Annotated in this window: 23 protein-coding genes and 2 pseudogenes; 16 read left to right on the forward strand and 9 right to left on the reverse strand. The window is 65.5% G+C overall.

Annotated elements, in window-relative coordinates; all coding sequences use genetic code 11:
- Positions 1 to 77: 77 nt before the first annotated feature.
- Together AC3G7M_RS10010 and AC3G7M_RS10015 are read right to left on the reverse strand one after the other, a co-directional pair.
- Positions 78 to 1,055 (reverse strand): alpha/beta hydrolase, encoded by a 978-nt coding sequence (locus AC3G7M_RS10010; RefSeq protein WP_489211653.1) that lies wholly within the window; start codon positions 1,053 to 1,055, stop codon positions 78 to 80.
- A complete protein-coding gene (locus AC3G7M_RS10015) occupies positions 1,052 to 2,023 on the reverse strand; it encodes an MBL fold metallo-hydrolase (protein ID WP_489211654.1) in 972 nt (323 codons plus the stop codon). The genes AC3G7M_RS10010 and AC3G7M_RS10015 overlap by 4 nt, the downstream gene beginning before the upstream one ends.
- Positions 2,024 to 2,072: 49 nt before the next feature.
- On the opposite strand from AC3G7M_RS10015, the gene AC3G7M_RS10020 reads away from it, so the two are divergent.
- Positions 2,073 to 3,062 (forward strand): LysR substrate-binding domain-containing protein, encoded by a 990-nt coding sequence (locus tag AC3G7M_RS10020; RefSeq protein WP_489211655.1) that lies wholly within the window; start codon positions 2,073 to 2,075, stop codon positions 3,060 to 3,062.
- Here AC3G7M_RS10020 and AC3G7M_RS10025 read toward each other — a convergent pair.
- The 4 genes from AC3G7M_RS10025 to dapF are packed head-to-tail and all read right to left on the reverse strand — an operon-like array spanning position 3,045 to position 6,548.
- Positions 3,045 to 3,524 (reverse strand): acyl-CoA thioesterase, encoded by a 480-nt coding sequence (locus tag AC3G7M_RS10025; RefSeq protein ID WP_489211656.1) that lies wholly within the window; start codon positions 3,522 to 3,524, stop codon positions 3,045 to 3,047. The genes AC3G7M_RS10020 and AC3G7M_RS10025 overlap by 18 nt on opposite strands.
- Complete coding sequence (gene ftsY, locus AC3G7M_RS10030; protein WP_489211657.1) at positions 3,508 to 4,443, reverse strand: signal recognition particle-docking protein FtsY; 936 nt, start codon at positions 4,441 to 4,443, stop codon at positions 3,508 to 3,510. Before ftsY ends, AC3G7M_RS10025 begins: the two co-directional genes overlap by 17 nt.
- Positions 4,444 to 4,476: 33 nt before the next feature.
- Entirely contained in the window at positions 4,477 to 5,706 is a 1,230-nt protein-coding gene (mtaB, locus tag AC3G7M_RS10035) for a tRNA (N(6)-L-threonylcarbamoyladenosine(37)-C(2))-methylthiotransferase MtaB (protein WP_489211658.1), read from the reverse strand.
- Positions 5,703 to 6,548 carry a diaminopimelate epimerase gene (gene dapF / locus AC3G7M_RS10040; RefSeq protein WP_489211659.1) on the reverse strand — a complete coding sequence of 282 codons (846 nt, stop codon included), beginning with the start codon at positions 6,546 to 6,548 and terminating at the stop codon, positions 5,703 to 5,705. Before dapF ends, mtaB begins: the two co-directional genes overlap by 4 nt.
- Before the next feature lie 80 nt (positions 6,549 to 6,628).
- Here dapF and AC3G7M_RS10045 point away from each other — a divergent pair.
- A pseudogene (locus tag AC3G7M_RS10045) lies at positions 6,629 to 7,030 on the forward strand (DUF2147 domain-containing protein); the annotation flags it as partial.
- On the opposite strand, the gene ftrA reads toward AC3G7M_RS10045, so the two are convergent.
- Positions 6,969 to 8,132, reverse strand: coding sequence for a transcriptional regulator FtrA (ftrA, locus tag AC3G7M_RS10050; protein WP_489211660.1), 1,164 nt, complete (start codon positions 8,130 to 8,132; stop codon positions 6,969 to 6,971). The pseudogene AC3G7M_RS10045 and the gene ftrA sit on opposite strands and share 62 nt — an antisense overlap.
- 68 nt (positions 8,133 to 8,200) lie before the next feature.
- On the opposite strand from ftrA, the gene AC3G7M_RS10055 reads away from it, so the two are divergent.
- The 9 genes and pseudogenes from AC3G7M_RS10055 to AC3G7M_RS10095 all read left to right on the forward strand — a co-directional run bounded on the left by AC3G7M_RS10055 (position 8,201) and on the right by AC3G7M_RS10095 (position 15,379).
- Complete coding sequence (locus AC3G7M_RS10055; protein WP_489211661.1) at positions 8,201 to 8,602, forward strand: rhodanese-like domain-containing protein; 402 nt, start codon at positions 8,201 to 8,203, stop codon at positions 8,600 to 8,602.
- A gap of 187 nt (positions 8,603 to 8,789) precedes the next feature.
- A complete protein-coding gene (gene rpmI / locus AC3G7M_RS10060) occupies positions 8,790 to 8,993 on the forward strand; it encodes a 50S ribosomal protein L35 (protein ID WP_489216025.1) in 204 nt (67 codons plus the stop codon).
- Between the two features lie 14 nt (positions 8,994 to 9,007).
- Positions 9,008 to 9,385: a 50S ribosomal protein L20 gene (rplT, locus tag AC3G7M_RS10065; RefSeq protein ID WP_489211663.1), complete on the forward strand. Its 378-nt coding sequence runs from the start codon at positions 9,008 to 9,010 to the stop codon at positions 9,383 to 9,385.
- Between the two features lie 100 nt (positions 9,386 to 9,485).
- The gene (pheS, locus tag AC3G7M_RS10070) at positions 9,486 to 10,553 is read left to right on the forward strand and encodes a phenylalanine--tRNA ligase subunit alpha (protein WP_489211664.1); all 1,068 of its coding nucleotides are present in this window, start codon (positions 9,486 to 9,488) and stop codon (positions 10,551 to 10,553) included.
- 4 nt (positions 10,554 to 10,557) lie between these two features.
- A complete protein-coding gene (locus AC3G7M_RS10075; RefSeq protein WP_489211665.1) occupies positions 10,558 to 10,950 on the forward strand; it encodes an NUDIX hydrolase in 393 nt (130 codons plus the stop codon).
- Between the two features lie 13 nt (positions 10,951 to 10,963).
- Positions 10,964 to 13,426 (forward strand): phenylalanine--tRNA ligase subunit beta, encoded by a 2,463-nt coding sequence (pheT, locus tag AC3G7M_RS10080; RefSeq protein WP_489211666.1) that lies wholly within the window; start codon positions 10,964 to 10,966, stop codon positions 13,424 to 13,426.
- Positions 13,427 to 13,525: 99 nt separating this feature from the next.
- Positions 13,526 to 13,732 (forward strand): ParD-like family protein, encoded by a 207-nt coding sequence (locus tag AC3G7M_RS10085; protein WP_489211667.1) that lies wholly within the window; start codon positions 13,526 to 13,528, stop codon positions 13,730 to 13,732.
- 70 nt (positions 13,733 to 13,802) lie between these two features.
- Positions 13,803 to 14,385: pseudogene (map, locus tag AC3G7M_RS10090) on the forward strand (type I methionyl aminopeptidase); the annotation flags it as partial.
- A 214-nt stretch (positions 14,386 to 14,599) separates the two neighbouring features.
- On the forward strand, positions 14,600 to 15,379 hold the full coding sequence (locus tag AC3G7M_RS10095) for an SDR family NAD(P)-dependent oxidoreductase (protein ID WP_489211668.1): 780 nt from the start codon (positions 14,600 to 14,602) through the stop codon (positions 15,377 to 15,379).
- A gap of 17 nt (positions 15,380 to 15,396) precedes the next feature.
- On the opposite strand, the gene AC3G7M_RS10100 is transcribed toward AC3G7M_RS10095, so the two are convergent.
- Entirely contained in the window at positions 15,397 to 15,576 is a 180-nt protein-coding gene (locus tag AC3G7M_RS10100; RefSeq protein ID WP_489211669.1) for a hypothetical protein, read from the reverse strand.
- 133 nt (positions 15,577 to 15,709) lie between these two features.
- Positions 15,710 to 16,000, reverse strand: coding sequence for a hypothetical protein (locus AC3G7M_RS10105; protein ID WP_489211670.1), 291 nt, complete (start codon positions 15,998 to 16,000; stop codon positions 15,710 to 15,712).
- Between the two features lie 133 nt (positions 16,001 to 16,133).
- On the opposite strand from AC3G7M_RS10105, the gene gshB reads away from it, so the two are divergent.
- From gshB to AC3G7M_RS10130, 5 genes are all read left to right on the forward strand, one after another.
- The gene (gene gshB, locus AC3G7M_RS10110) at positions 16,134 to 17,078 is read left to right on the forward strand and encodes a glutathione synthase (protein WP_489211671.1); all 945 of its coding nucleotides are present in this window, start codon (positions 16,134 to 16,136) and stop codon (positions 17,076 to 17,078) included.
- A 10-nt stretch (positions 17,079 to 17,088) separates the two neighbouring features.
- Complete coding sequence (locus AC3G7M_RS10115) at positions 17,089 to 17,934, forward strand: lysophospholipid acyltransferase family protein (RefSeq protein WP_489211673.1); 846 nt, start codon at positions 17,089 to 17,091, stop codon at positions 17,932 to 17,934.
- 79 nt (positions 17,935 to 18,013) lie between these two features.
- Entirely contained in the window at positions 18,014 to 19,168 is a 1,155-nt protein-coding gene (locus tag AC3G7M_RS10120; protein ID WP_489211675.1) for a mechanosensitive ion channel family protein, read from the forward strand.
- A gap of 194 nt (positions 19,169 to 19,362) precedes the next feature.
- Positions 19,363 to 20,760: a sugar porter family MFS transporter gene (locus AC3G7M_RS10125; RefSeq protein WP_489211676.1), complete on the forward strand. Its 1,398-nt coding sequence runs from the start codon at positions 19,363 to 19,365 to the stop codon at positions 20,758 to 20,760.
- Positions 20,761 to 20,839: 79 nt separating this feature from the next.
- Complete coding sequence (locus AC3G7M_RS10130; protein WP_489211677.1) at positions 20,840 to 21,769, forward strand: LysR family transcriptional regulator; 930 nt, start codon at positions 20,840 to 20,842, stop codon at positions 21,767 to 21,769.
- The last annotated feature ends 72 nt before the right edge of the window (positions 21,770 to 21,841 follow it).

Below are 21,841 nucleotides of genomic sequence, written 5' to 3' on the forward strand. Positions count from 1 at the left end.
ACGGTCTCGGCGCGGATTGTGGAAGCGGCGCCGGACGAAAGGCAGGGAGCCTTTCGCCGCGCGCGCTTCCGCATGCCTTAGCGTCCGGCCGTAAGGCGCCCGTCAGGTTCCGTCTGCAGGAACAGCAGGATCTCGCGCAGGATCTGCCAGCGGTTGCGTTCCATCACCACCATGTGGGTGGCTTCGCCGATTTCGACCCAGCGCCGGTAGCGGGCGCCGGTCAGGCGCTGAAAGAGCGCCGCCATGCGCGGCAGCGGCACATCGAGATCCCATTCGCCGTGCAGCAGCAATACGGGCGCGGTGATCGCCTCCGGCTCATAGAAAGGCCGGCCGACGGACCAGTAATCCCGCACATCCTGGATGACGCCGGCGGGCGCGCGGATGATGCCGTCCTTGGCCGCGGGGTCGCTCGCCAGAATGACCGCGGCCCATGCGGCGAACCAGGCGCTGGGCAGTATTTCCTCGTGCCGCTCGGGTGGCACGCTCTCAAGCCAGCGATTGCGGAAAGCATGGACATCAAAGCGGCGATAGGCCGGCACGGGACCGCCCGGATCAATGCGCGGCGGTCCGTCGCTCAGCCATTGCGGGGCGATGAGCACGAGTTTCGCGACATGATCTGGATGCGTGGCGCTATAGGCGCCGGTCACCGTGCCGCCCCAGGACATGCCGACGAGGGTCAGCTGAGGCAGATTTTGGGCTTCCCGGATGTAGTCTACGGCCGTGCCGAGGTCGCGCACCGCGTCCGCCGTGGAGACTTGCGGCGGAGCGGCGTCGGGCGCGCCCTCCATGCCCGGGGGGCGGGTCGATCCGCCGAAGCCACGCGCATTCAGAGCCCAGACATCGAAGCCCGCCCCGGCCAGCACATCCATGAACGCGCCTTCGCCGACCGGCACGTCATAAAGGCTTTCGGCGGGCAGCGTCGCGCCATGCATGAGCAGCAGCGTGCGCCCGGGCCCGAAGACCGCAATATCGGCCCGGCGCTTGCGGCGGAGATGGAGGGAAATGCCGGGCGTGTCGCTCGGGATCAGCCGGTTTTCGGTTGTGAGATCACTCATGATGCGAATTCTTCTGTGGGGTCGGCGAAATGCCAGGCAAAGCCGGTGCCGTACCGGGTGACGCGGCCGGCCCCGCTTTCGGCGAAATGGGCGGTGAAGCACAGCGCGCCGCTTTCCGCGGCCTGGGCGAGTATCCGGCGGCGGGACTGTTCGGCCGTCTTCGGAAACTCGCAGTAGACCGAACGCAAATCCGGCCGGTAGGCCTGCAGCGGGTGATGCATGATATCGGCGGTGAACCAGGCTTCCTCACCGCGTGAGCGCAGGCGGATGACGGCATGGTCGATGCTGTGCCCAGGTGCGGGATGGAAGGAAAGGCCGTCGGCGACCTCCCGTCCGTCGACGGCGATCGCCTGGCCCAGGCCGGCGTCGATCACCGGTTTCAGACTGTCCGTATAGACCTGCGGCATGGGCAGGTGATCGGGGGGGCCGAGGTCTGCCGAGGGCAGATCGGGTGCAGGGGCGAACCCCTCCAAGGCGGCGGCATAGCGCGCTTCCGTCTCGGAAAAGAGATGCCGCGCCTGGGTAAAGAGCGGCTGCCAGATGCCATGCCGCCGCACCGTGTTCCAGCCGATATGATCGGCATGGATATGGGTCAGAGCCACGAGATCGACCTGATCTGGCGTCACCCCGGCGGCGGTCAGATGCGCCAGATAGGGCGTGTTCAGATGGTCCAGCACCGGGGCGCTGGGCCGCGGCTTGTCATTGCCGGTGGCGGTGTCGATGAGGATGACGCGGCCGGCATGCCGCACCAGCCAGGAATGCGTGCCCTGGGCCAGCCTGCCCGTCGCCGGATCATAGGAGCCAGCCGAGAGCTGGCTGCCATGGGTCTGCAGTGCATCGTCGAGATCAGGATAGAGCCGGGCCGGATCGGCATCCGTCCAGCGGAGTTCAGGGATGCGGGTCACCAGCGCATCGCCGACGCGGAAGGAGAGCGGACGGTCTCTGCTGTTTGAGGATTGCTGTGTCATGACGGCAAGGCTAGGGTCCGCCCAATCATCATGCAAATCGATCTAAGTCATGCGCTCCATCGATCATTTCAATCTTAGGTCCTTCGACCTCAATCTGCTGGTCGCCTTCGACGCACTGATGACCGAGCGCAGCGTGACGCGCGCAGCGCAGCGGCTGAAGCTCGGCCAGCCGGCCATGAGCCATGCGCTGTCCACGCTGCGGCTGCTCCTGGATGACGAAGTTCTGGTGCGGGTCGGGACAGTGATGAACCCGACCGCCAAGGCGACGACGCTGGCGCCGCGCCTGCGCGAACTGCTGCTGCAGATCCAGAACGCCCTGACCGAGGGCAAGCCTTTCGACCCGCAATCCGAAACGCGGATCGTACGTCTCGGCTTTTCGTCGGAGCTGGAGATTCTGCTGCTGCCCAAGCTGACGGCGTATTTGCAGGCTCATGCGCCCGGTGTCAGCCTGCTGACCCGATCGGCGGCGCGGAGCGACGCGCATCGCATGCTGGATAGTGGCGAACTCGATCTCGCCATCGGCTGTTTCGATTACGGGCTGGAACGGCATGGCGGCACGCCGCTGTTCGAGCAGTCGCTCGCCTGCTGTTTCAATCCGGCTCTCGTGCAGCCGCGCCTGCCTCTCTCGGAAGCCGACTATATCGGACATCCGCATGCCCTGATGACGCTGAAGGACGATATCCAGGGCTGTCTGTCGGAGGCTTTGGCGCGGGCAGGGCAAAGGCTCAATGTTGTGCTGGCGGCGTCTGATTTTCTCACTGTCCTGGCCGCCGCTGCTGAGGCGCCGGTGATCGCCACCTTGCCGGCGCGCATGGCCGCAACCTATGCCCCGCGCTTCGGCCTCACGGTGACCTCCATTCCCTTGGATCTTCGTCTTCCGGCAGTGGCCCTTGTCTGGTCGATGCAAAATGACCGCGACCCGGCGCTCACCTGGCTGCGGGCACAGATCGTGGCGCTTCTGCGGGCCGAGGGACGCTCTTCGCCTCCTGACGGCTATAGCCCAGGCGGCTCAGGAATTGCCTCAGTTTTCGTCGACTGAGCCAGTGGATAGGAGACCTGCCGTCTCGGTCAGCCGCTGCCGCACCTCGTCTGGGATCGGCGTCGAGCGGCCGGTGGCCGTCTCGACCATCACCAGAACCTCCCGGCCCTTCGCCACACAGCGGTCGCCCTGAAAGACGCCCTGGATGACGGTGATGGAGCTGCGTCCGACGCGCAGCACGGCCTGGCCGAGATCGAGCGCGGCCGGCCAATGAACTTCGGCCAGATAGTCGATCTCAACCCGCGCCAGCACCATATGCGTGTCCTGATGCAAGCCGATCGGCAGGCCGCAGGCCTGGCCCAGGGTGGTGCGTCCCGTTTCCAGATAGGCGGCGTAGGAGACGTTGTTGACGTGCCCTTGCGCGTCGGTATCGGAATAGCGGACGTGCTCGCTGCCCCAGACGCGGTAGGTCTCCCGCCGCGTCGGATCGAAGTCCGGTTCCGTATCAGGCGGCTGGGTCATTGGCACCGACCAGCCCGGCCGCAAATTCTGAGGCCACGAAGGGACGCAGGTCACCGACCGTCTCGCCCACGCCCACAGCATGGACGGGCAGGCCGAATTCTTCGGCGAGGGCGACGACGATGCCGCCGCGGGCCGAACCGTCGAGCTTGGTGACGATCAGCCCATCCACCTGCACGAGGTCGCGGAACACCTGGACCTGGGAGATGGCGTTCTGGCCGGTAGTCGCATCCAGCGTCAGCAGGATCGAATGGGGGGCGGTCGGATCGACCTTGCGGATGACGCGGATGATCTTTGCCAGCTCATCCATCAGCACCGATTTGTTGTGCAGGCGGCCGGCGGTATCGACCAGCAGGACGTCGATGCCTTCGCGTTTCGCGCGTTCGAGGGCGCCGTAGGCGAGGCCGGCGGCATCCGTCTCCGGCTTGCCGGAGACGACGGGCGCGCCGGTGCGCTCGCCCCAGATCTGCAGCTGGTCGACGGCGGCGGCGCGGAAGGTATCCCCCGCCACCAGCATCGGTTTCAGACCCTGGTCGCGGTAGGATTGCGCGAGTTTGCCGATGGTTGTGGTCTTGCCGGTGCCGTTGACGCCGACCATGAGCACGACGTGCGGGGCGTGGCTCGGGTCAATTTCCAGCGGGCGGGCGACGGGCTCCAGGATCTTGGTGATTTCCTCGGCCAGGGCCGTGCGGATTTCTTCATCCGTGACCTCCTTGCCAAAGCGGGTGCGGCGGAAGGCAGCGATGACCTTCGCCGCCGCGCGGGGGCCGAGGTCGGCCGCTATGAGCAGCTCCTCCAGCTCCTCCAGCGCTTCATCGTCCAGCTTCCGCTTGGTGAAGACAGCGGTGATGCTGGTGGACAGCTTCTGGGTGGAGCGTGACAGCCCTTCCTTCAGCCGCGAGAAGAAACCCGAGAGCGCCATATCAGAGACTCATACACATGGATTGATATCCGGTCAGGCGGCGAGCAGGCCGTCGGCGTCCAGACCGGTGACGGTCGCGGTCACGATCTGTCCGGGCACTGCGGCCAAAGCCAGGCGCACGGGCCGGAAATGCTCGGAATGGCCGCGCGTTTCGGTCTCAGCCAGGACGCGCACGCTTTGGCCCAGATGCAGCGCATCGAAGCGCGCCTCAGCCTCCGCGCCTGCGGCGCGCAGGCGCGCCGCGCGCTCACGCCGGATGGCCTTGGGCACGGAGGGCATGCGCGCCGCCGGCGTGCCACTGCGTTCGGAATAGGGGAAGACGTGCAGCATGGTGAGGTCGGCTTCCGCCACCAGCGCCAGGGTTTCGGCAAAAGCCTCTTCCGTCTCGGTCGGGAAGCCGGCGATGAGATCGGCGCCGAAGGCGATGCCCGGCCGCAGCTTGCGAGCGCGTTCGGTGACCGCGAGAACATCGGCCCGCAGATGCCGGCGCTTCATGCGCTTGAGGATGAGGTCGGAGCCCGCCTGGATGGAGAGATGCAGATGCGGCAGCAGGCGCGGCTCCTCCGCGATCAGCCGCCACAGGTCTTCGTCGATTTCGCACGGGTCGAGCGAGGAGAGGCGGAGGCGCGGCAGTTCGGGCAGCAAAGCGAGCAGGCGGCGGACCATCTGGCCCAGCGGCGGCTGGCCCGGCAGGTCATGCCCGTAGCTGGTGATATCGACGCCCGTCAGGACGATTTCCTGATAGCCGCTCCCGATCAGGCTGCGGCACTGGTCCAGAATCGCGCCCAGCGGCACGCTGCGACTGGGGCCACGGCCGAAGGGGATGATGCAGAAGGTGCAGCGATGGTCGCAGCCCTGCTGAACCTGCACGAAGGCACGCGCGCGTCCTGCGAATTCCGTCACCAGATGGGCCGCCGTTTCCGTGGCCGTCATGATGTCCGAGACAGCGGAGGGGGAATCGGGCTGCCAGTGGCTGGCCTCCAACTTCTCGGCATTGCCGAGCACGCGGGAGACGCCGGGAAGCGTGCCCCAGCTTTCGGGCGCGATCTGCGCCGCGCAGCCGGTGACAACGATCTTGGCATCCGGCCGTTCCCGCGCCAGCCGGCGGATGGCCTGGCGCGCCTGACGCTCGGCCTCGGCGGTGACGGCGCAGGTATTGACGATGATGGTGTCCGAAAGCCCGGCCTCACGCGCATGGCTGCGCATGACCTCACCCTCATAGGTATTGAGGCGGCAGCCGAAGCTCAACACGTCGATGGTCATGCCGCGATGTCCAGCGCGGTATCGGGCAGAGTGATGGTGCCGGTGAAGCTCAGTTCGACCGGGCCGGTCATCAGCACATGGCCGTCGCTCTCGCGCCATTCGATGATGAGGCGGCCGCCATCCAGGATCATCTCGGCGCGCCGGCCGGTGAGCCCGCGGCGCACGGCATTGACGAGGGTGGCGCAGGCGCCCGATCCGCAGGCGAGGGTAAGGCCCGCGCCGCGTTCCCAGACCCGCAGGCGAATGGCGTCAGGCGACAGAATCTCCGCGAAGCCGATATTGGCGCGGTCGGGGAAAATGGGGTCGGTTTCAAAGCGCGGGCCGAGTGTGATGACGGGCGTCTCCGCGATGCTGGCGACGAAGAAGGTCGCGTGCGGATTGCCCATGGAACACGCCGCCGGATCGGCGGCCACGCCCTCAGCCAGCGGCAGATGCAGCGTGTCCATCTCGGCCGCGAGCGGCACCGCGTCCCAGGTCAGGCGGGGGGCGCCGAGATCGACCGTCACTGAGCCGTCTGTGTGGAGGACAGACGGCAGATCGCCGGAAATGGTGCGGATGACGACAGCGTCGCGCCCCAACTCACGGCCGATGAGGGTTGCGACGCAACGGGTGGCATTGCCGCACGCCCCGGCCTCACTGCCGTCAGGATTATGGATGCGCATGAAGACGTCGGCGCCGTCGCGCCCCGGTTCGAGCGTGATGAACTGGTCACAGCCGATGCCCAGCCGGCGGTCCGCCAGATGACGGACATGCGCCGGTGTCAGCTTCAGGGCCTGGGTCCGATCGTCAATAATGACGAAATCGTTCCCAGCCCCATGCATCTTCATGAATGGGATCAGCATGATTAAGTTATAGGTGCGTGCGCGCGGCATCGGAAGAGCGATTGCCGGAGGTTCTGGGTTGCCTGTGATGGAGGATATGGATGCGGGTTAAGGCTTTGCTGAAGGCGACCTTCGGGCTGGCGGTCGTGGCGGCCCTTGTCATCGGCCTGGGTGGCACGAGGGCACGGGCCTCGGATCTGTCCTCCCCCGTCGGCAATTGGCGGACCATCGACGACCGCACCAACAAGGTGGACGGCAGCGTTCAGATCTACGAGCGGGACGGTCTGCTGTTCGGCCGCATCACCGGGATCGCAGACCCCAAATTGCAGGCCGCGCTCTGCCATAATTGCAGCGGCTATGCCGAAAACCAGCCGGTGATGGGGCTGGTTGTGATCCAGAACATGCACGCCGATGGCGGGCGCTGGATTGGCGGCACGATCCTCAACCCGCAGGACGGGCAGGTTTATCACTGCAAGATGCATCTGGGCCCGGACGGCCAGACCCTGATCGTGCGCGGCTATATCGGCACGCCGATGCTGGGCCGTACTCAGACCTGGCAGCGCCTGCCGGGGTGATTCTCGTTTCGCGCGATGGTGTCTGGGATAAAGTTGCCAGACGGCGCTGCGGCGCCTCGATAGACGCGAACTTCGCGCGGTAGGCGGATGGCGTGGTGCCCAGGCTGCGGTTGAAATGATGGCGCAACTGCGCCGGGGTGCCGAAGCCGCTGGCCTCGGCGATGGCGTCGATCGGCAGGCCTGTCGTCTCCAGCAGGTCCCGCGCATGGGCAAGACGGGCTGAGAGCAGCCAGGTGCCGGGGCTTTGGCCCGTCGTTTCGATGAAATGGCGGTGCAGGGAGCGGAGGCTGAGGGCGGCGTCCGCCGCGAGGCGGGTAAGGGGCCAGTCCTCATCCAGCCGGGCGCGCACACGGTCGAGCAGCGGCCCGATGCGGCTGCCGCTATGCCGGTCTGGCGCCAGAGGCGTTTCCACATATTGCGCCTGGCCGCCCTGGCGATGTGCGGGCAGGACCAGGCGGCGCGCGACCATATTGGCTTTCTGCGGACCCCAATCCCGCCGCACGAGATGCAGGCAGAGGTCAAGCCCGGCCGCGCTGCCGGCGGCCGTGAGCAGAGACCCTTTATCGACATAGAGCACATCGGGGGCGAAGCGGATGTCTGGGAAGCGCGCGGTGAGGGCGGCGGCGTAGCGCCAATGGGTGGTGGCCGTTTTCCCGTCGAGCAGGCCGGTCGCGGCCAGCACGAAAGCACCCGAACAGAGCGAGAGCAGGCGCGCGCCACGCCCATGGGCCGCGCGCAGCGCCGCGATCAGGGAAGGGGGCACCGGTTCATCGACCCCGCGCCAGCCGGGAATGATGATGGTGCCGGCCTGACCGAGCAGGTCGAGCCCGCCATCGACGGTGACCGAAAGACCGCCCGTGGCGCGCAGCGGCCCGGGCTCGATCCCCGCCACGGCAAAGCGGTACCACGCGGCGCCGAATTCCGGCCGCGCGAGGCCGAAAACCTCGACGGCGCAGCCGAACTCAAAGGTGCAGAGCCCGTCATAGGCGAGCACGACGGCGAGCCGATTTGGCATCATATCGATGGACATGGGCATTTCTGCCACTCACGCCGTCTCTCTGTCACCGGCAATCTTCTGTCTCCAGAAGGAGACCTGCCATGACCCGGAATTCTGTCACCGACATTGCCGCAGCACCCGCCGCCGAGGCTGCCGCCCATTTCGCCCGCCGTCTCTCGCTAGAGACCGACTGTGCCGATGTGGAGGCCGCCCTTGGCAGCGGCGCGCCCGGATTCGTGCTGCTGGATGTGCGCGGTCCTAAAGCCTATGCGAAAGCGCATGTGCCGGGCGCGCTGAACCTGCCGCATCGGGAGATGACGGCCGAGCGTCTGGCCGAATGGCCCGCGGACACGCTGTTTGTGGTCTATTGCGCCGGGCCGCATTGCAACGGCGCCGACCGGGCTGCTTTGCGGCTGGCGCAGCTCGGCCGGCCCGTGAAGCTGATGCTGGGCGGCATGACGGGCTGGGCCGATGAGGGTTTTGCTGTCGCGGTGGGCGCGTAGCCCCACCATCCGCAGGGCTCGCATTCCAGCCGCCCGGGCGGCCGCGCTTGCGGCAACCAGACGGGTTCGCTATACGCCGCCCCTCGTTCGTCTGTGTTCCGGGCCTGAAATGGGCATGCCCGGCCGCGACGCCTGTCCGAGCCCGCAGATCGCGGACCTCGGTCAGGGCAATCTGAAGGAGACCAAAATGCCCAAGTTGAAGACCAAGTCGTCGGTCAAGAAGCGGTTCAAGATCACCGCGACCGGCAAGGTTCTGGCCGGCCCTGGCAACAAGCGCCACGGCCTGATCAATCGCTCTCAGAAGATGAAGCGCACCAACCGCGGCTCCCAGACGCTGACCGAAATGGACGGCAAGACGGTGAAGCAGTGGGCCCCCTACGGGCTGGTGTGAGAGGGAGCAGGTAAATGGCACGAGTTAAACGCGGCGTTACCACCCACGCCCGGCACAAGAAGGTCCTGGCCCAGTCCAAGGGCTTCGTGGGCCGTTCTTCCACCAACTACCGCATCGCGCTTGAGCGCCTGGAGAAGTCTCTTCAGTACGCGTATCGCGATCGCCGGAACAAGAAGCGCGAATTCCGCGCGCTTTGGATTCAGCGTATCAACGCGGCCGTCCGTGAACAGGGCCTGACCTACAGCCAGTTCATCTTCGGCCTGAAGCAGGCGAATATCGAGCTGGACCGCAAGGTTCTGGCCGCCATCGCCTTCGACGACGCCGAAAGCTTCGCGGGTATCGTGACCCAGGTTAAGGCCGTCCTCGACGCCGCGCCCGCCGCGGCTGCTTGATTGCGCGCGCCCCTGAGGGGGCGTTTTGTGACCAGGTGACTTGAATGAGAGGGCTGCCGCAGCAAACGGCAGCCCTTTTCTTTTTCCCGGAGCCTCGCAGATGTCCGACGATCTCCTTGCCCTTCAAGCGGAAGCCGAGGCGGCGATTGCCCAGGCCGCAGACCCACGGGCGCTGGACGCCGTGCGCGTCGCCTTCATGGGCAAGCAGGGCCGGATCACCGGACTGCTGCGTAGCTTGGGCCAGGTCGCAGCCGAAGAGCGGAAAGCCCGCGGCGCTGCCGTCAACGCGCTGCGCGACCGCCTGGAAGGCGTGCTCACCTCCCGCCAGGCGGTGATCGACCAGGCCGCCCTGGCCGCCCGCCTGACAGCCGAGCGCATGGATGTGACGCTGCCGCCGGCGCCCGACACCCGCGGCTCCATCCACCCCATCAGCCGGACGATGGAAGAGATGTCGGCGATCTTCGGCGCCATGGGCTTCACCGTCGCCGAAGGGCCGGAGGTCGAGGCCGACTGGTACAATTTCGGCGCGCTGAATATCCCGGCGCATCATTCCGCGCGCAGCGACATGGATACCTTCTATCTGCCGGGCGATCATGAGGGCTATCCGCTGGTCATGCGCACGCATACCAGTTCGGTGCAGATCATCTCCATGCTGTCCGAGCCGCCGCCGCTGCGCCTGATCGTGCCGGGCCGCACTTATCGCGCCGACCATGACGCGACGCATAGCCCGATGTTTCATCAATGCGAGGGGCTGGTGATCGACCGCGGCATCACGCTCGCCCATCTCAAAGGCTGCCTGACCGATTTCCTGCGTAGCTTCTTCGGCATTTCCAATCTGCCGGTGCGTTTCCGCGCGAGCTACTTCCCCTTCACCGAGCCGTCGATGGAAGTCGATATCGGCTGGAACCGCCGCACCGGTGAATTGGGCGGTGGCGGCGACTGGCTGGAAATTCTCGGCAGCGGCATGGTGCATCCGAAGGTGCTGGCCAATTGCGGTATCGACCCGCGGGAGTGGCAGGGCTTTGCCTTCGGCATGGGTATCGAGCGCGTGACCATGCTGAAGCACGGCATTTCCGATCTGCGGCTGTTCTATGAGAGCGATATCCGCTGGCTGAAGCATTACGGCGCGTCGCCCTTCCAGCCGGCCACGCTGCATGAAGGCGTGTGAGGCCATGGCTCAGCACCCGAGAGTCGGTTGCGGCGCGGCCATCGTCAGCGACGGCAAGCTACTCCTCGTCCAACGACTGACGGAGCCCGAGGCCGGCTGCTGGGGTCTTCCCGGCGGCAAGGTCGATCCCTTCGAACCCCTCCACGAGGCCGTGCGCCGTGAAATCGAGGAAGAGCTTGGCATCACCATCGAAGAGGCCACGCTTCTCTGCCTCGTCGAGCTGATCGACCCCGCCGGCGACGAACACTGGGTCGCTCCCGTCTACCGGGTGGCGAGCTTTAGCGGCGAACCGGAAAACCGCGAGCCCACGAAGCATGGCGGGTTCGGCTGGTTTACGCTCGACGCTCTGCCCGCCGAGCTGACCGTCGCGGCGCGCCACGCCGTCACCGCCCTCTGATCGAGATTCACCCATGAAATTCACTCTGTCCTGGCTGCGCGAGCATCTCGACACCACTGCCTCGATCGAGACCATCACCGACAAGCTGACCGGCATCGGCCTGGAGCTTGAGGGGATCGACAATCCTGGTGCGGCGCTGGCGCCCTTCCGTATCGGCCATATCGTCGAAGCCGTGCAGCATCCCAATGCCGACCGGCTGCGGGCCTGTATCGTCGATGCGGGCGAGGGGCTGGTTTCGGTCGTCTGCGGCGCGCCCAATGCGCGCACGGGACTCAAGGTTGTGTTCGCACCTGTCGGCGCCACCATCCCGGCCTCAGGCCTGGTGCTGAAAGCCGGCGAAATTCGCGGCGTCGCCTCCAACGGCATGCTGTGCTCGGCCCGTGAACTGGGCCTGGGTGACGATCATGACGGTATCATCGAACTGCCCGACGACGCGCCGGTCGGTGCGCGTTTCGTGGATTACAAAGGGCTCGACGAGCCGGTGATCGAAATCGCGGTCACGCCCAATCGCGGTGACGCGCTGTCCGTTCGTGGTGTCGCACGCGACCTGGCCGCCGCCGGTATCGGCGCGCTGAAAACCTGGGACCCCGCGCCCGTGCCGGGCCAGGGTGCAAGCGCCGTCACCTGGGCGATCGAGACGCCCGAGATCTGCCCGTGGGTGCTGGGCCGCACCGTGCGCGGCGTGAAGAATGGTCCAAGCCCGGCCTGGCTGCAGGACCGGTTGCGCGCCATCGGGCTCAGGCCCATCAGCGCCCTGGTGGATATCACCAACTTTTTCACGATCGACCTTGGCCGGCCGCTGCATGTTTTTGACGTGTCCAAACTGCACGGCGACCGGCTGACGCTGCGCCGCGGTGCGGGCGAATCCTTTCTTGCCCTGAACGGCAAGGAGATAACGGTCACGCAGGATGATTGCGTGATTGCGGATGCCGAAGGCGTCGTCTCGCTCGCCGGCATCGTCGGCGGGGAGTTGAGCGGCTGCACCGAGGAGACCACCGATGTCTTCATCGAATGCGCCTATTTCGATCCGATCGCCATCGCGCTCTCCGGCCGCCGCCATCAGATCGCGAGTGACGCGCGGGCGCGGTTCGAGCGTGGCATTGACGCCGCCCTGATGCCGGCCGCGCTTGAGGCCGCAACTCAGATGGTGCAGGCCCTTTGCGGCGGCGAGGCATCCGACGTTGTGTCAGCTGGTGCCGAGCCCGCCTGGCAGCGCCGCGCGAAACTCCGCTTCGACCGCCTCAAGACTTTCGCGGGGGCCGATATTTCCCGCGATGAAGCCGAGACCATTCTGCGCCGCCTGGGCTTTGGTCTGGCCTCCAGCGACGGGGACAGCATCACCGTCCATGTCCCGTCCTGGCGCAATGACATTGCCGGCCGTGGCGCGCTGGAACCCGCGCGGGCGCTGACCCCCGAGGTGCTGGCGCGCGTGGCCGACGGTGTCGCCGAGATCGAGCCCGAAGCCGATCTGGTGGAAGAGGTTTTGCGCATCTGGGGCATCGACCGGGTTGAGCCTGTCAGCCTGCCGCCGCTGGGCGCGGTGCCGACGGCCTCCTTCACGCCGCGCCAGGGCCGGGCACTGGTGCTCAAGCGTCTGCTCGCCAGCCGCGGCCTGAGCGAGGCGGTGACCTTCAGCTTTGCCGATCATAAGGTTGCCGAGCTGTTCGGCGATGCGCCGGAATCCTTGCGCCTGGTCAACCCGATCGCGTCGGACCTGGACCAGTTGCGCGCAACGCCGCTGATCACGCTGGCACTGGCGGCTGCGCGCAATGCGGCGCGGGGCTTTGCCGATCATGGGTTGTTCGAGGTCGGGCCTGCCTTCCATGAGGGTGTGCGCGGCGGGCAGCAGGTGGTCGCCGGTGGTCTGCGCCTGGGTGAGACTCCGCGGAGCTGGCTGGAGCCCGCGCGTGGCGTGACGGCGATGGACGCCAAGGCCGATGTCTGGGCCGCACTCACTGCCCTTGGCCTGCCGCTGGAAGCGCTGAGCGTGACGACCGACGCGCCGGGCTATTACCATCCGGGCCGCTCGGGCGTGGTGCGGCAGGGGCCGAAGGTTGTTCTCGCCCGTTTCGGTGCCCTGCATCCGAGCCTGGTCCGTGCGCTCGACTTGCCGCAGCACGCTGTCGCCTTCGAGATCTTTTTGGACGCTATCCCCGCGCCCAAGCGTCGCAAGAAAGCGGCGCCCGAGCTTTCAACCTTCCAGCCGCTGCGGCGCGATTTTGCGTTCGTGGCCGATGCCGCTGTTCCGGCCGACAGCGTGCTGCGCGCGGCGCGCGGCGCGGTGCGGGATCTGATCACCGGCGTTACCCTCTTCGACGTCTATGAAGGCGAGAAGATGGAGCCGGGCCGCAAGTCGCTGGGCGTGGAAGTGGTCTTCCAGCCGAAGGACCGCAGCCTGACCGATGCCGAGATCGACGAGGCTTCTGCCCGCGTCGTGGCGGCGGTCGTCAAGGCTACTGGCGCCACACTGCGGTAGCCTTACCGTCCCGGCCACGCTGCCAGCCCCTCCTTCGATTGACTGCACGATATACGATCCATATATGGTTCGTATATCGTGCAAATGCGGAGGACGGCCATGGGCATCGTGAAAATCGACGACGATCTGCATGAGGAGGCGCGCAAGGCCAGCGCCGTGATGTGCCGGTCCATCAATGCGCAGGCGGAATTCTGGATGAAGATCGGCATGCTTGCCGAGGCCAACCCGGCGCTTTCCTTCAATGACATCGTCACGGCGCAGTTTGCGGCGGCTGATGTGCGCGCGACCGCAGTGGCGGCTGCCTGACATGGTGAAGACGCGCGATGAACTTGCGCTTCTGCGCGTCTCCGGCAAGCTGCTGTCCTCCGTCTTCGAGATGTTGGACGGCCTCAATCTCGACGGCATGTCGACCTTGCAGATCAACGATCTCGTCGAGCGCTTCATCACTGTGGACCTTGCCGCGCGTCCGGCGAGCAAGGGGCAGTATGGCTTCAAATTCGGGCTGAACGGCTCGATCAATCATGTCGTGTGCCATGGCGTGCCGGACGCACGCGCGATCATCCGGGACGGCGACATCATCAATCTCGACATCACGCTGGAGAAGAACGGCTTCATTGCGGATTCCAGCAAGACCTATCTGGTCGGCAATCCGTCACCGGCCGCAAAGCGGCTGGTGCAGGTGGCGCATGAGGCGATGTGGAAGGGCATCAGGGAGGTGCGGCCGGGCGCCCATATCGGCGATCGGTTTTGTTATCGAGCGTCATGCCAAAGCGCATGGATACGCGGTCGTGCGGGAATTCTGCGGGCACGGCATCGGCCGCGAGATGCACGAGGACCCGCAGGTGATGAATTTTGGCCGGAAGGGCACCGGCCTGCGATTGCGCGAAGGCATGGTCTTCACGATCGAGCCCATGATCAATCAGGGCACGCGCAAGGTTCTCACCGAGGATGATGGATGGACGGTCGTGACCCATGACCGAAAGCTGTCGGCGCAGTTCGAGCATACGGTCGCCGTCACCGGGACGGGCGTCGAAGTCCTGACCCTGCGGCGCGATGAGGTGTCGATGCTGACGCGTGCCCTTTAGTCGCGCGCGCTGACGGAACCGTGCCATGGTCCGCTGATGTCGCCGGGCTAAGCTGCGTCTGACGGCGGGTTGTGACAGGGAGACGGCCATGGCTGGCGAGAAGCAGGCGCTGATTACGGGCGCGTCCAGCGGATTGGGCGTTGCCCTGGCCGAAGATCTGGCGCGGCGGGGCTACGATCTCATTCTCACGGCCCGGTCTGAGGCGCCCATGCAGACGCTCGCCGCGCGTCTCAGGCAAAGCCATGGCGTGGCGGTGACGGTCGCGGTCGCCGACCTTTCGCACCCCGGCAGTGCGGCGGCGCTAGCCGCACAGCTGGATGCGGAGCGGCTGAACCCGACCATGCTGGTCGCCAATGCCGGTTTCGGCCTGAACGAGGCCTTCATCGATCATGATGCCAGCCGGCTGACGGCGATGCTGCAATTGAACATCGTCTCTCTCAGCGAACTCGCCCATGTCTATGGGAAGCGCATGGCCGCAGCGGGGCAGGGCCATATCCTGCTGGTCGCCAGCATTGCGGCCTTTCAGGCGACACCCATGCTGGGCGCCTATGGGGCGAGCAAGGCCTTCGTGCTGTCGCTGGGGGAGGCTTTGCATGTCGAACTGGCGCCGAAGGTCGGTGTCACCGTGCTCTGCCCCGGCTTTATGGAAACGGGCTTCGGTGCGGTCGCGGGCTTCAAGCCTGACGCCATGACGCAGCGCACCGCGCTCTCTGCCCAGGCGGTGGCGCGCATTGGTGTGGACGGGCTGCTGCGCGGCCAGCCCGTGGTCGTGGCCGGGCGGATCAACCGGGCGATGGTCGCGGCGTCGCGCCTTATCCCGCGCATGCTGGCGGCGCGCATTGCCTTCAAGGCAGCCGGCGGACGCTGATTGTCAGACCGCCGCCGTCAGAAGGGACGGCGGGCGGTGCGCATGCCGGGGAGTTGCCGTGCATTCTGCCTGGCGCGCTCAGCGCGCGCGCGGGCGCCAAGGCGATTGTGGACAGCGACCCAGCAGAACACGCCGAGAGCGGCGGGCACGCCGAAGACGGCCACGACGCCGTACCAGTTTCCTCCAAGCCAGCTCATGTCTTGTGTCCTTCCAAAACTGGCAGCGACTGCCAGGGCGGGTATCGACAGCAAAGCGAGCGACGTTTTATTTTGCGATGAGTATAGATCGGATCTCGGCACAGCGACAGCAAATTGCCGAGGCGCCCGCTTGTCAGTTGGCATCGCTCCACTCCAGCATGATGTAGCCGTTGACCGGTGCATCCGAGGTGTCGCAGCGCATCGGCCGGCCGCGGGGCCCGGGCGTATTGCCGGGATAGGGCGAGCCCATGGAATAGGGCTGGCCGTTGTAATAGCAGAACTGCCGAGGGTCAGGCGGCGCCTGCTGCATAAGGATAGGCGGCCCGCCAGGCTGCGGTGGTGGCGGCTGATAGTTCTGCGCGACCGCTGGGGCTGCGGCCGCGATGCCGCAAGCGGCCGTCAAGGCGATGGTGGCACGTCTCAAGGCGGTTTCCCTCACACTCCGCATGCTCGCGCAGACTAGCGGGCAATCCTTGCGATTGCGGAAACGGCCGTCGCTCTAGGCGGGCGTGGCGTCGCCATCTATGCTGCGTCTTCCCGTCCTGAGGTGAGTGCCTATGCCGAGAGTGCTGAAGGTTGCGGTCCAGATGGACCCGATCCAGTCCGTCAATATCAATGCCGATTCCACCTTCGCGCTGATGCTGGAGGCCGAGAAACGCGGCCATCAGCTCTGGCATTATGAGGTGCGGCACATGGCCCAGCGGGGCCAGCGCATTTCTGCCCGCGCCCATCGCGTCGCGGTGCGGCGGGAAGCGGGCAACCATTTCAGCTTCGGGCCGACGGAAAACCTCGACCTCTCGACCATGGACGTGATCCTGATGCGCCAGGACCCGCCCTTCGACATGGCCTATATTACCGCCACCCATATGCTGGAGCATATCCACCCCAAGACCCTGGTGGTGAATGACCCGGCCGCGGTGCGCAATGCGCCCGAAAAGCTGCTGGTGACGCATTTCCCCGACCTGATGCCGCCGACCCTGATCACCTGGGATCGTGCCGCGATCAGCGAATTCCGCGCCGAATTCGGCGACATCATCATCAAGCCGCTGTTCGGCAATGGCGGTATCGGCGTCTTTCGCGTGCGCGCGGATGACGAGAATTACGGCTCCATCCTGGACAGTCATTTCGTCCGCACGACCGAGCCGCTGATGATCCAGCGCTATGAGCCCGCCGTGCGCCAGGGCGATAAGCGCATCATCCTGGTTGATGGCCAGGCCGTGGGCGCCGTCAACCGCGTGCCGGCGCAGGGCGACGCGCGGTCCAACATGCATGTCGGCGGCCGGCCGGAAAAAACCACGCTGACCGCCCGCGAGCAGGAGATCTGCGCCAAGATCGGTCCCTATCTGAAGGACAACGGCCTGATCTTTGTCGGCATCGACGTCATCGGCGACTATCTGACCGAAATCAACGTGACCTCGCCCACCGGCCTGCAGGAAATTGCCCGTTTCGACGGTATCAAGATCGAAGAGATGATTTGGGACCGGATCGAGGCGAAGCGATAGGCGCCAGCGCATGAAACATGCGGGGGATATCAGAGGCGGCCGGGCCGTGCCGCTGGACGGAGCCTGGCCGGCATGGCCGCGCCTGCCGGGTGCGATCCTGGTGTTCTGCCGTGTGGCGGCCTTTCTGCTATGGACCATCCTCTGCGCCATGCCGCAGGCGCTGCTGATCTTTCTGCCCGGTCCGGCGAAAGTCTGGCTGCCGCTTCTCTATTGGCGGGGCTGCTGCCGCTGCCTCGGCCTGTCGGTGCGTGTCGTCGGGGCGCCGATGGTGCAGGGAGAGCCTGTGATCTTCGTCGGCAACCACACGTCCTGGCTGGATATTCCGGCGCTGGGGGCGACACTGCCGGCCTGTTTCATCGCCAAGGGCGAGGTCGGGACCTGGCCCGTCATCTCGGTCATCGCACGACTGGGCCGCACCGTGTTTGTGAGCCGCAAGGCCGCGGGTGCGGCGCGGGAGAATGCCGATATCCGCAGGCGTCTGCAGCAGGGCGACAACCTCATCCTGTTCCCCGAGGGCACGACCTCGGACGGCGCGCGCGTCATGCCCTTTCGCTCGGCCTTCCTGGCGGTCGCGGAATCCGAGGTGCCGCACCGGCTGCAGCCCTTCACCCTGGTTTATGACCGGCTGGATTTCCTGCCCGCGCGGCGGGCAGACCGGGCGCTGTTCGCCTGGTTCGGCGATATGGAGCTGGCGAGCCATTTCAACCGCATTGCGCGCCATCGCGGCCTGCGGGCGACCCTGGTCCTGCATCCGCCGATCGACCCGAAAGCCGGGCTGAGCCGCAAGCAGCTGGCCCAGCAGATTTGGCATCACGTGGCTGTGAGCGCGGCGGAGATGCGGCGCAACAGGGATTAGCAGGGCCTGATACCCCGCCATATCTGGCCGTGGCCAGGCGGGGCGTTGACGGGCCGCAGGCCGGGAGAGAGCAGGCACGATGGCGAATACATCCGGCGGCGGCAGCCTGGCTCCGCATGAGGATAGTCTGCGGCAGGTCTTCAACCACAGTGTGGCGATCGGCCCGGCCTGGATACCGGGCTATGTCTGGAGCACGATGATTCTGGTGCTGGCAGGCCTGCTGGGCCTGCTGCTGCATCGGCTGACGCTGCGGCTGTTTCTGCGCCTGCGGGCGCCGCGCAAGGTCCGCACTTTTTTCGAGGTTTTCGTCGAACACACCAAGGGGCCGAGCCAGGTCGCCTATGTGCTGTTCCTGCTCGGCGCGGTGCTGCCTTCGCTGAATTTTTCCCTGACCACTACGCTGACGATCGCGCATTTTCTGCTCATCGCCTTCGTGCTGCTGGTCGGCTGGACGTCGATCCGGGCGCTTGAAATCTTTGCCTCACTCTATCTCGGCCGTTTCAAAACCGACGTCGACGACAATCTTCTGGCCCGCAAGCATCTGACGCAGATCCGCATTCTGAAGCGGGCCTGCGATATCATGATCGGCGTCGTCACTGTCGGCATCGCGCTGATGACCTTCGATCAGGTGCGGCAATATGGCATCAGCCTGTTCGCGTCTGCCGGTGCTGCCAGCTTGGTGCTCGGCCTGGCCGCGCGTCCGCTGCTGACGAACCTCATCGCGGGCGTGCAGATCGCCATCACCCAGCCCATTCGCCTGGAAGATGCCGTGATCGTCGAAGGGGAATGGGGCTGGATTGAGGAAATCACCAGCACCTATGTGGTCGTCCGCCTCTGGGACTGGCGGCGCATGGTGCTGCCGATTGCCTATTTCCTGGAAAAGCCCTTTCAGAACTGGACGCGCGAATCAGCGGCTTTGATCGGGTCTGTCTATCTCTATCTCGATTATTCCGTGCCAGTGCAGGCGGTACGCGATAAGCTGGCTGAGGTCGCGGCGGAGAGCGCGCTATGTGACGGGCGCGTCGTCAATCTTCAAGTCAGCGACGCGAAAGAACAGGTGATCGAGCTGAGGGCCTTGGTCAGCGCGCGCACGGCGCCGCAATGCTGGGATCTGCGCTGCGAAGTCAGAGAAAAGCTGATTGCGTTTTTACAGGCTGAATATCCGGCCGCGCTGCCCCATATGCGCATACAGTTCGAGCCGAGAAAAAGTCATGCTGCGCCGCAGCAAAATTAGATAAAAGTGTTATGTTGCAATGCAGCAAATTGCTGCGCTGCGGTGAAAAGTAAAATGAAGGCAATGCCTTAGCATTTATTTGTCTGCGCAACCCCATGTGGCTGCATAGGTATATTGTCTATGTGCCGATTGGGGGGCTTCTTCACTAAGGCTAGAGGCTAGAATCACGTCTTTTAAGGGATGGGAATCGTAGCATGAGTGTCGCGACATCGGCCACGATGGGGGCGAAAGCCCCGATCGGCGATCATAGTTTTTTCACAGGCGGCATGGCCGCTTTGGCCGGACTGATGTTCGGCCTCGATATCGGCGTAATCTCGGGCGCCCTCGGCTTCATCGGAACGGCGTTCCATGCGAGTGATACGGCCAAGGAGTGGATCGTCAGCTCGATGATGTTCGGCGCGGCGCTCGGCGCGATCGCGGCGGGCGTTCTCTCCTTCCGCCTTGGCCGCAAAGTGTCGCTGATTCTGGGCGCCATCCTGTTCGTCATCGGATCGCTGTTCTGTGCCGCCGCCTGGTCGGTGGAATCCCTGATCGTGGCCCGCGTCGTGCTTGGCCTCGCCATCGGCATCGCGACTTTCACGGCGCCGCTCTATATTTCGGAGATTGCGCCGCCGGAAAAGCGTGGCTCGATGATCTCCACCTACCAGCTGATGATCACCATCGGCATTCTGGCGGCCTTCATCTCCGACACGCTCTTCGCCTATATCGGTGCCTGGCGCTGGATGCTGGGCATCGTCGCGGTACCGGGCGCGATCTTCCTCCTCGGCGTCCTTCGCCTGCCCAATAGCCCGCGCTGGCTGCTGATGCGCGGCAAGGGCAAAGAGGCCCGCGAGGTTCTGACCCAGCTGCGTGGCAACAAGCAGCGTGTCGATGCCGAATATAACGAGATCGAAGAGCAGCTGCGCCGCCCGCAGGCCGGCTGGTCGCTGTTCAGCGGCAATTCCAACTTCCGCCGCTCGGTCTTCCTCGGTGTCGCGCTACAGATCATCCAGCAGCTGACCGGCATCAACGTGGTCATGTATTACGCGCCGCGCATCTTCGAGGCGGCGGGCTTCCAGGGCCATATGGCGCTATGGGGCACGGCCATCGTCGGCCTCGTCAACGTGCTGGCGACCTTCATCGCCATTGGCGTGGTCGACCGGCTGGGCCGCCGCCCCGTGCTGCTGACCGGCTTCGTCGTCATGTTCGTCGGCATGGGTGTGCTGGGCTATATGCTGAGCCTCGGCCATCTGACCTTCGCCATGCAGATTTTCGCGGTCGTGATGCTGCTGCTCTTCATCACCGGCTTTGCGATGTCCGCAGGTCCGCTGATCTGGGTTCTCTGCTCGGAAGTGCAGCCGACCAAGGGCCGCGACTTCGGCATCTCCGTGTCCACGCTCACCAACTGGGTCGCCAATTTCGTGGTCGGCCTGACCTTCCTGACCATGCTCAACAGCTGGGGCTCGGGCATCACCTTCGGCTTCTATGCCCTGCTGAACGCGCTCTTCTTTGTCTTCACAATCTTCTTCGTGCCGGAAACCAAGGGCGTGTCCCTCGAGCATATCGAGGCCAATCTCATGGCCGGCAAACCGCTGCGGAATATCGGCGCGTAAGCCGCACCTTCGCTAAACCTGTTGCCAACGGGGGCTGGTTCAGAAAAACTGAACCAGCCCCTTTTTCTTTGGCAGCGATGTGAAATTTACCCTCAAGCAGATTGCCTATTTCCTGGCGGCCGCCGAGACCGGCAGCATCACCCGCGCGGCGGAGACCGTGCATATTTCCCAGCCCGCCGTGTCCGCCGCCATCACCGGACTGGAGGCGCTGTTCGGCGTGCCGCTGTTCATCCGCCATCACGCCCAGGGCCTGACGCTGACGGCCGAGGGTGGACGGCTGGCGCAGGAGGCGCGGTCGCTGATCGCCCAGGCGCAGCGGCTGGAGGCGGCGGGGCTGGCCCTATCCTCGACGCTGGCAGGCGAGATCGTCATCGGTTGCATGGAGACCTTCTATGCCCTGGTGGTGCCGGCCCTGATGGGCGCCTTCCGGGCTGAGAACCCTGCCGCCTCGCTGCATGCCGTGCCCGGCAACCAGGCCGAACTGCTGGAGATGCTGCGCGAGCGCAAGCTTGCGCTGATGCTGACCTATGATCTGGACCTGCCGGCGGATGTCGAATTCCGGCCGCTGGCGCCGCTGCCGCCCTTCGCCTTTGTGGCGGCGAACCATCCGCTGGCCGGTCGGCAGGCCGTGCGGCTGGAGGAACTGGCCGAGGAGAACTTCATCCTGCTCGACCTGCCGCTCAGCCGGGATTACTTCTTCTTTCTGTTTCATCAGGCGGGCATCCAGCCGCGCATCGCCGCCCGCTCCCCCCAGCTCGACATGGTGCGCAGCCTGGTGGCGCGCGGGGAGGGGTTCAGCATCGCCAATGCCCAGCCGCGCAACCGCGCCGCGCTGGACGGATTGCCGCTGGCCTATCTGGCTCTGGAAAGCGATTTGCGGCCGCTGACCTATGGCGTGGCCCTGCTGCGGGACGGCTACCGGTCACCGGCGACGGATGCGGTGCTGGCGCTATGCGAACGGCTGCTGAAGGGACGGCCGCCGCCGGGGAGCGCTAGTTTAGAAGATTGATTAGTCAACAGTAATGGTCGCAATTATACCGTCATGCCCGCGCAAGCGGCACCTCATCGGCAATGGCGCCGC

The sequence above is a fragment of the Acidisoma sibiricum genome (assembly GCF_057837225.1).

What these genes read in the sequence shown, in the direction of transcription:
- AC3G7M_RS10125 (WP_489211676.1), top strand. Translation starts at nt 19,363, where the DNA reads ATGAGTGTCGCGACATCGGCCACGATGGGGGCGAAAGCCCCGATCGGC.
- AC3G7M_RS10085 (WP_489211667.1), top strand. Translation starts at nt 13,526, where the DNA reads ATGGGCATCGTGAAAATCGACGACGATCTGCATGAGGAGGCGCGCAAG.
- AC3G7M_RS10120 (WP_489211675.1), top strand. Translation starts at nt 18,014, where the DNA reads ATGGCGAATACATCCGGCGGCGGCAGCCTGGCTCCGCATGAGGATAGT.
- dapF (WP_489211659.1), bottom strand. Translation starts at nt 6,548, where the DNA reads ATGCTGATCCCATTCATGAAGATGCATGGGGCTGGGAACGATTTCGTC.
- AC3G7M_RS10025 (WP_489211656.1), bottom strand. Translation starts at nt 3,524, where the DNA reads ATGACCCAGCCGCCTGATACGGAACCGGACTTCGATCCGACGCGGCGG.
- ftrA (WP_489211660.1), bottom strand. Translation starts at nt 8,132, where the DNA reads ATGTCCATCGATATGATGCCAAATCGGCTCGCCGTCGTGCTCGCCTAT.
- AC3G7M_RS10100 (WP_489211669.1), bottom strand. Translation starts at nt 15,576, where the DNA reads ATGAGCTGGCTTGGAGGAAACTGGTACGGCGTCGTGGCCGTCTTCGGC.
- AC3G7M_RS10095 (WP_489211668.1), top strand. Translation starts at nt 14,600, where the DNA reads ATGGCTGGCGAGAAGCAGGCGCTGATTACGGGCGCGTCCAGCGGATTG.
- AC3G7M_RS10055 (WP_489211661.1), top strand. Translation starts at nt 8,201, where the DNA reads ATGACCCGGAATTCTGTCACCGACATTGCCGCAGCACCCGCCGCCGAG.
- AC3G7M_RS10115 (WP_489211673.1), top strand. Translation starts at nt 17,089, where the DNA reads ATGAAACATGCGGGGGATATCAGAGGCGGCCGGGCCGTGCCGCTGGAC.
- pheS (WP_489211664.1), top strand. Translation starts at nt 9,486, where the DNA reads ATGTCCGACGATCTCCTTGCCCTTCAAGCGGAAGCCGAGGCGGCGATT.
- AC3G7M_RS10020 (WP_489211655.1), top strand. Translation starts at nt 2,073, where the DNA reads ATGCGCTCCATCGATCATTTCAATCTTAGGTCCTTCGACCTCAATCTG.
- AC3G7M_RS10010 (WP_489211653.1), bottom strand. Translation starts at nt 1,055, where the DNA reads ATGAGTGATCTCACAACCGAAAACCGGCTGATCCCGAGCGACACGCCC.
- mtaB (WP_489211658.1), bottom strand. Translation starts at nt 5,706, where the DNA reads ATGACCATCGACGTGTTGAGCTTCGGCTGCCGCCTCAATACCTATGAG.
- rpmI (WP_489216025.1), top strand. Translation starts at nt 8,790, where the DNA reads ATGCCCAAGTTGAAGACCAAGTCGTCGGTCAAGAAGCGGTTCAAGATC.
- AC3G7M_RS10015 (WP_489211654.1), bottom strand. Translation starts at nt 2,023, where the DNA reads ATGACACAGCAATCCTCAAACAGCAGAGACCGTCCGCTCTCCTTCCGC.
- gshB (WP_489211671.1), top strand. Translation starts at nt 16,134, where the DNA reads ATGCCGAGAGTGCTGAAGGTTGCGGTCCAGATGGACCCGATCCAGTCC.
- rplT (WP_489211663.1), top strand. Translation starts at nt 9,008, where the DNA reads ATGGCACGAGTTAAACGCGGCGTTACCACCCACGCCCGGCACAAGAAG.
- pheT (WP_489211666.1), top strand. Translation starts at nt 10,964, where the DNA reads ATGAAATTCACTCTGTCCTGGCTGCGCGAGCATCTCGACACCACTGCC.
- AC3G7M_RS10075 (WP_489211665.1), top strand. Translation starts at nt 10,558, where the DNA reads ATGGCTCAGCACCCGAGAGTCGGTTGCGGCGCGGCCATCGTCAGCGAC.
- ftsY (WP_489211657.1), bottom strand. Translation starts at nt 4,443, where the DNA reads ATGGCGCTCTCGGGTTTCTTCTCGCGGCTGAAGGAAGGGCTGTCACGC.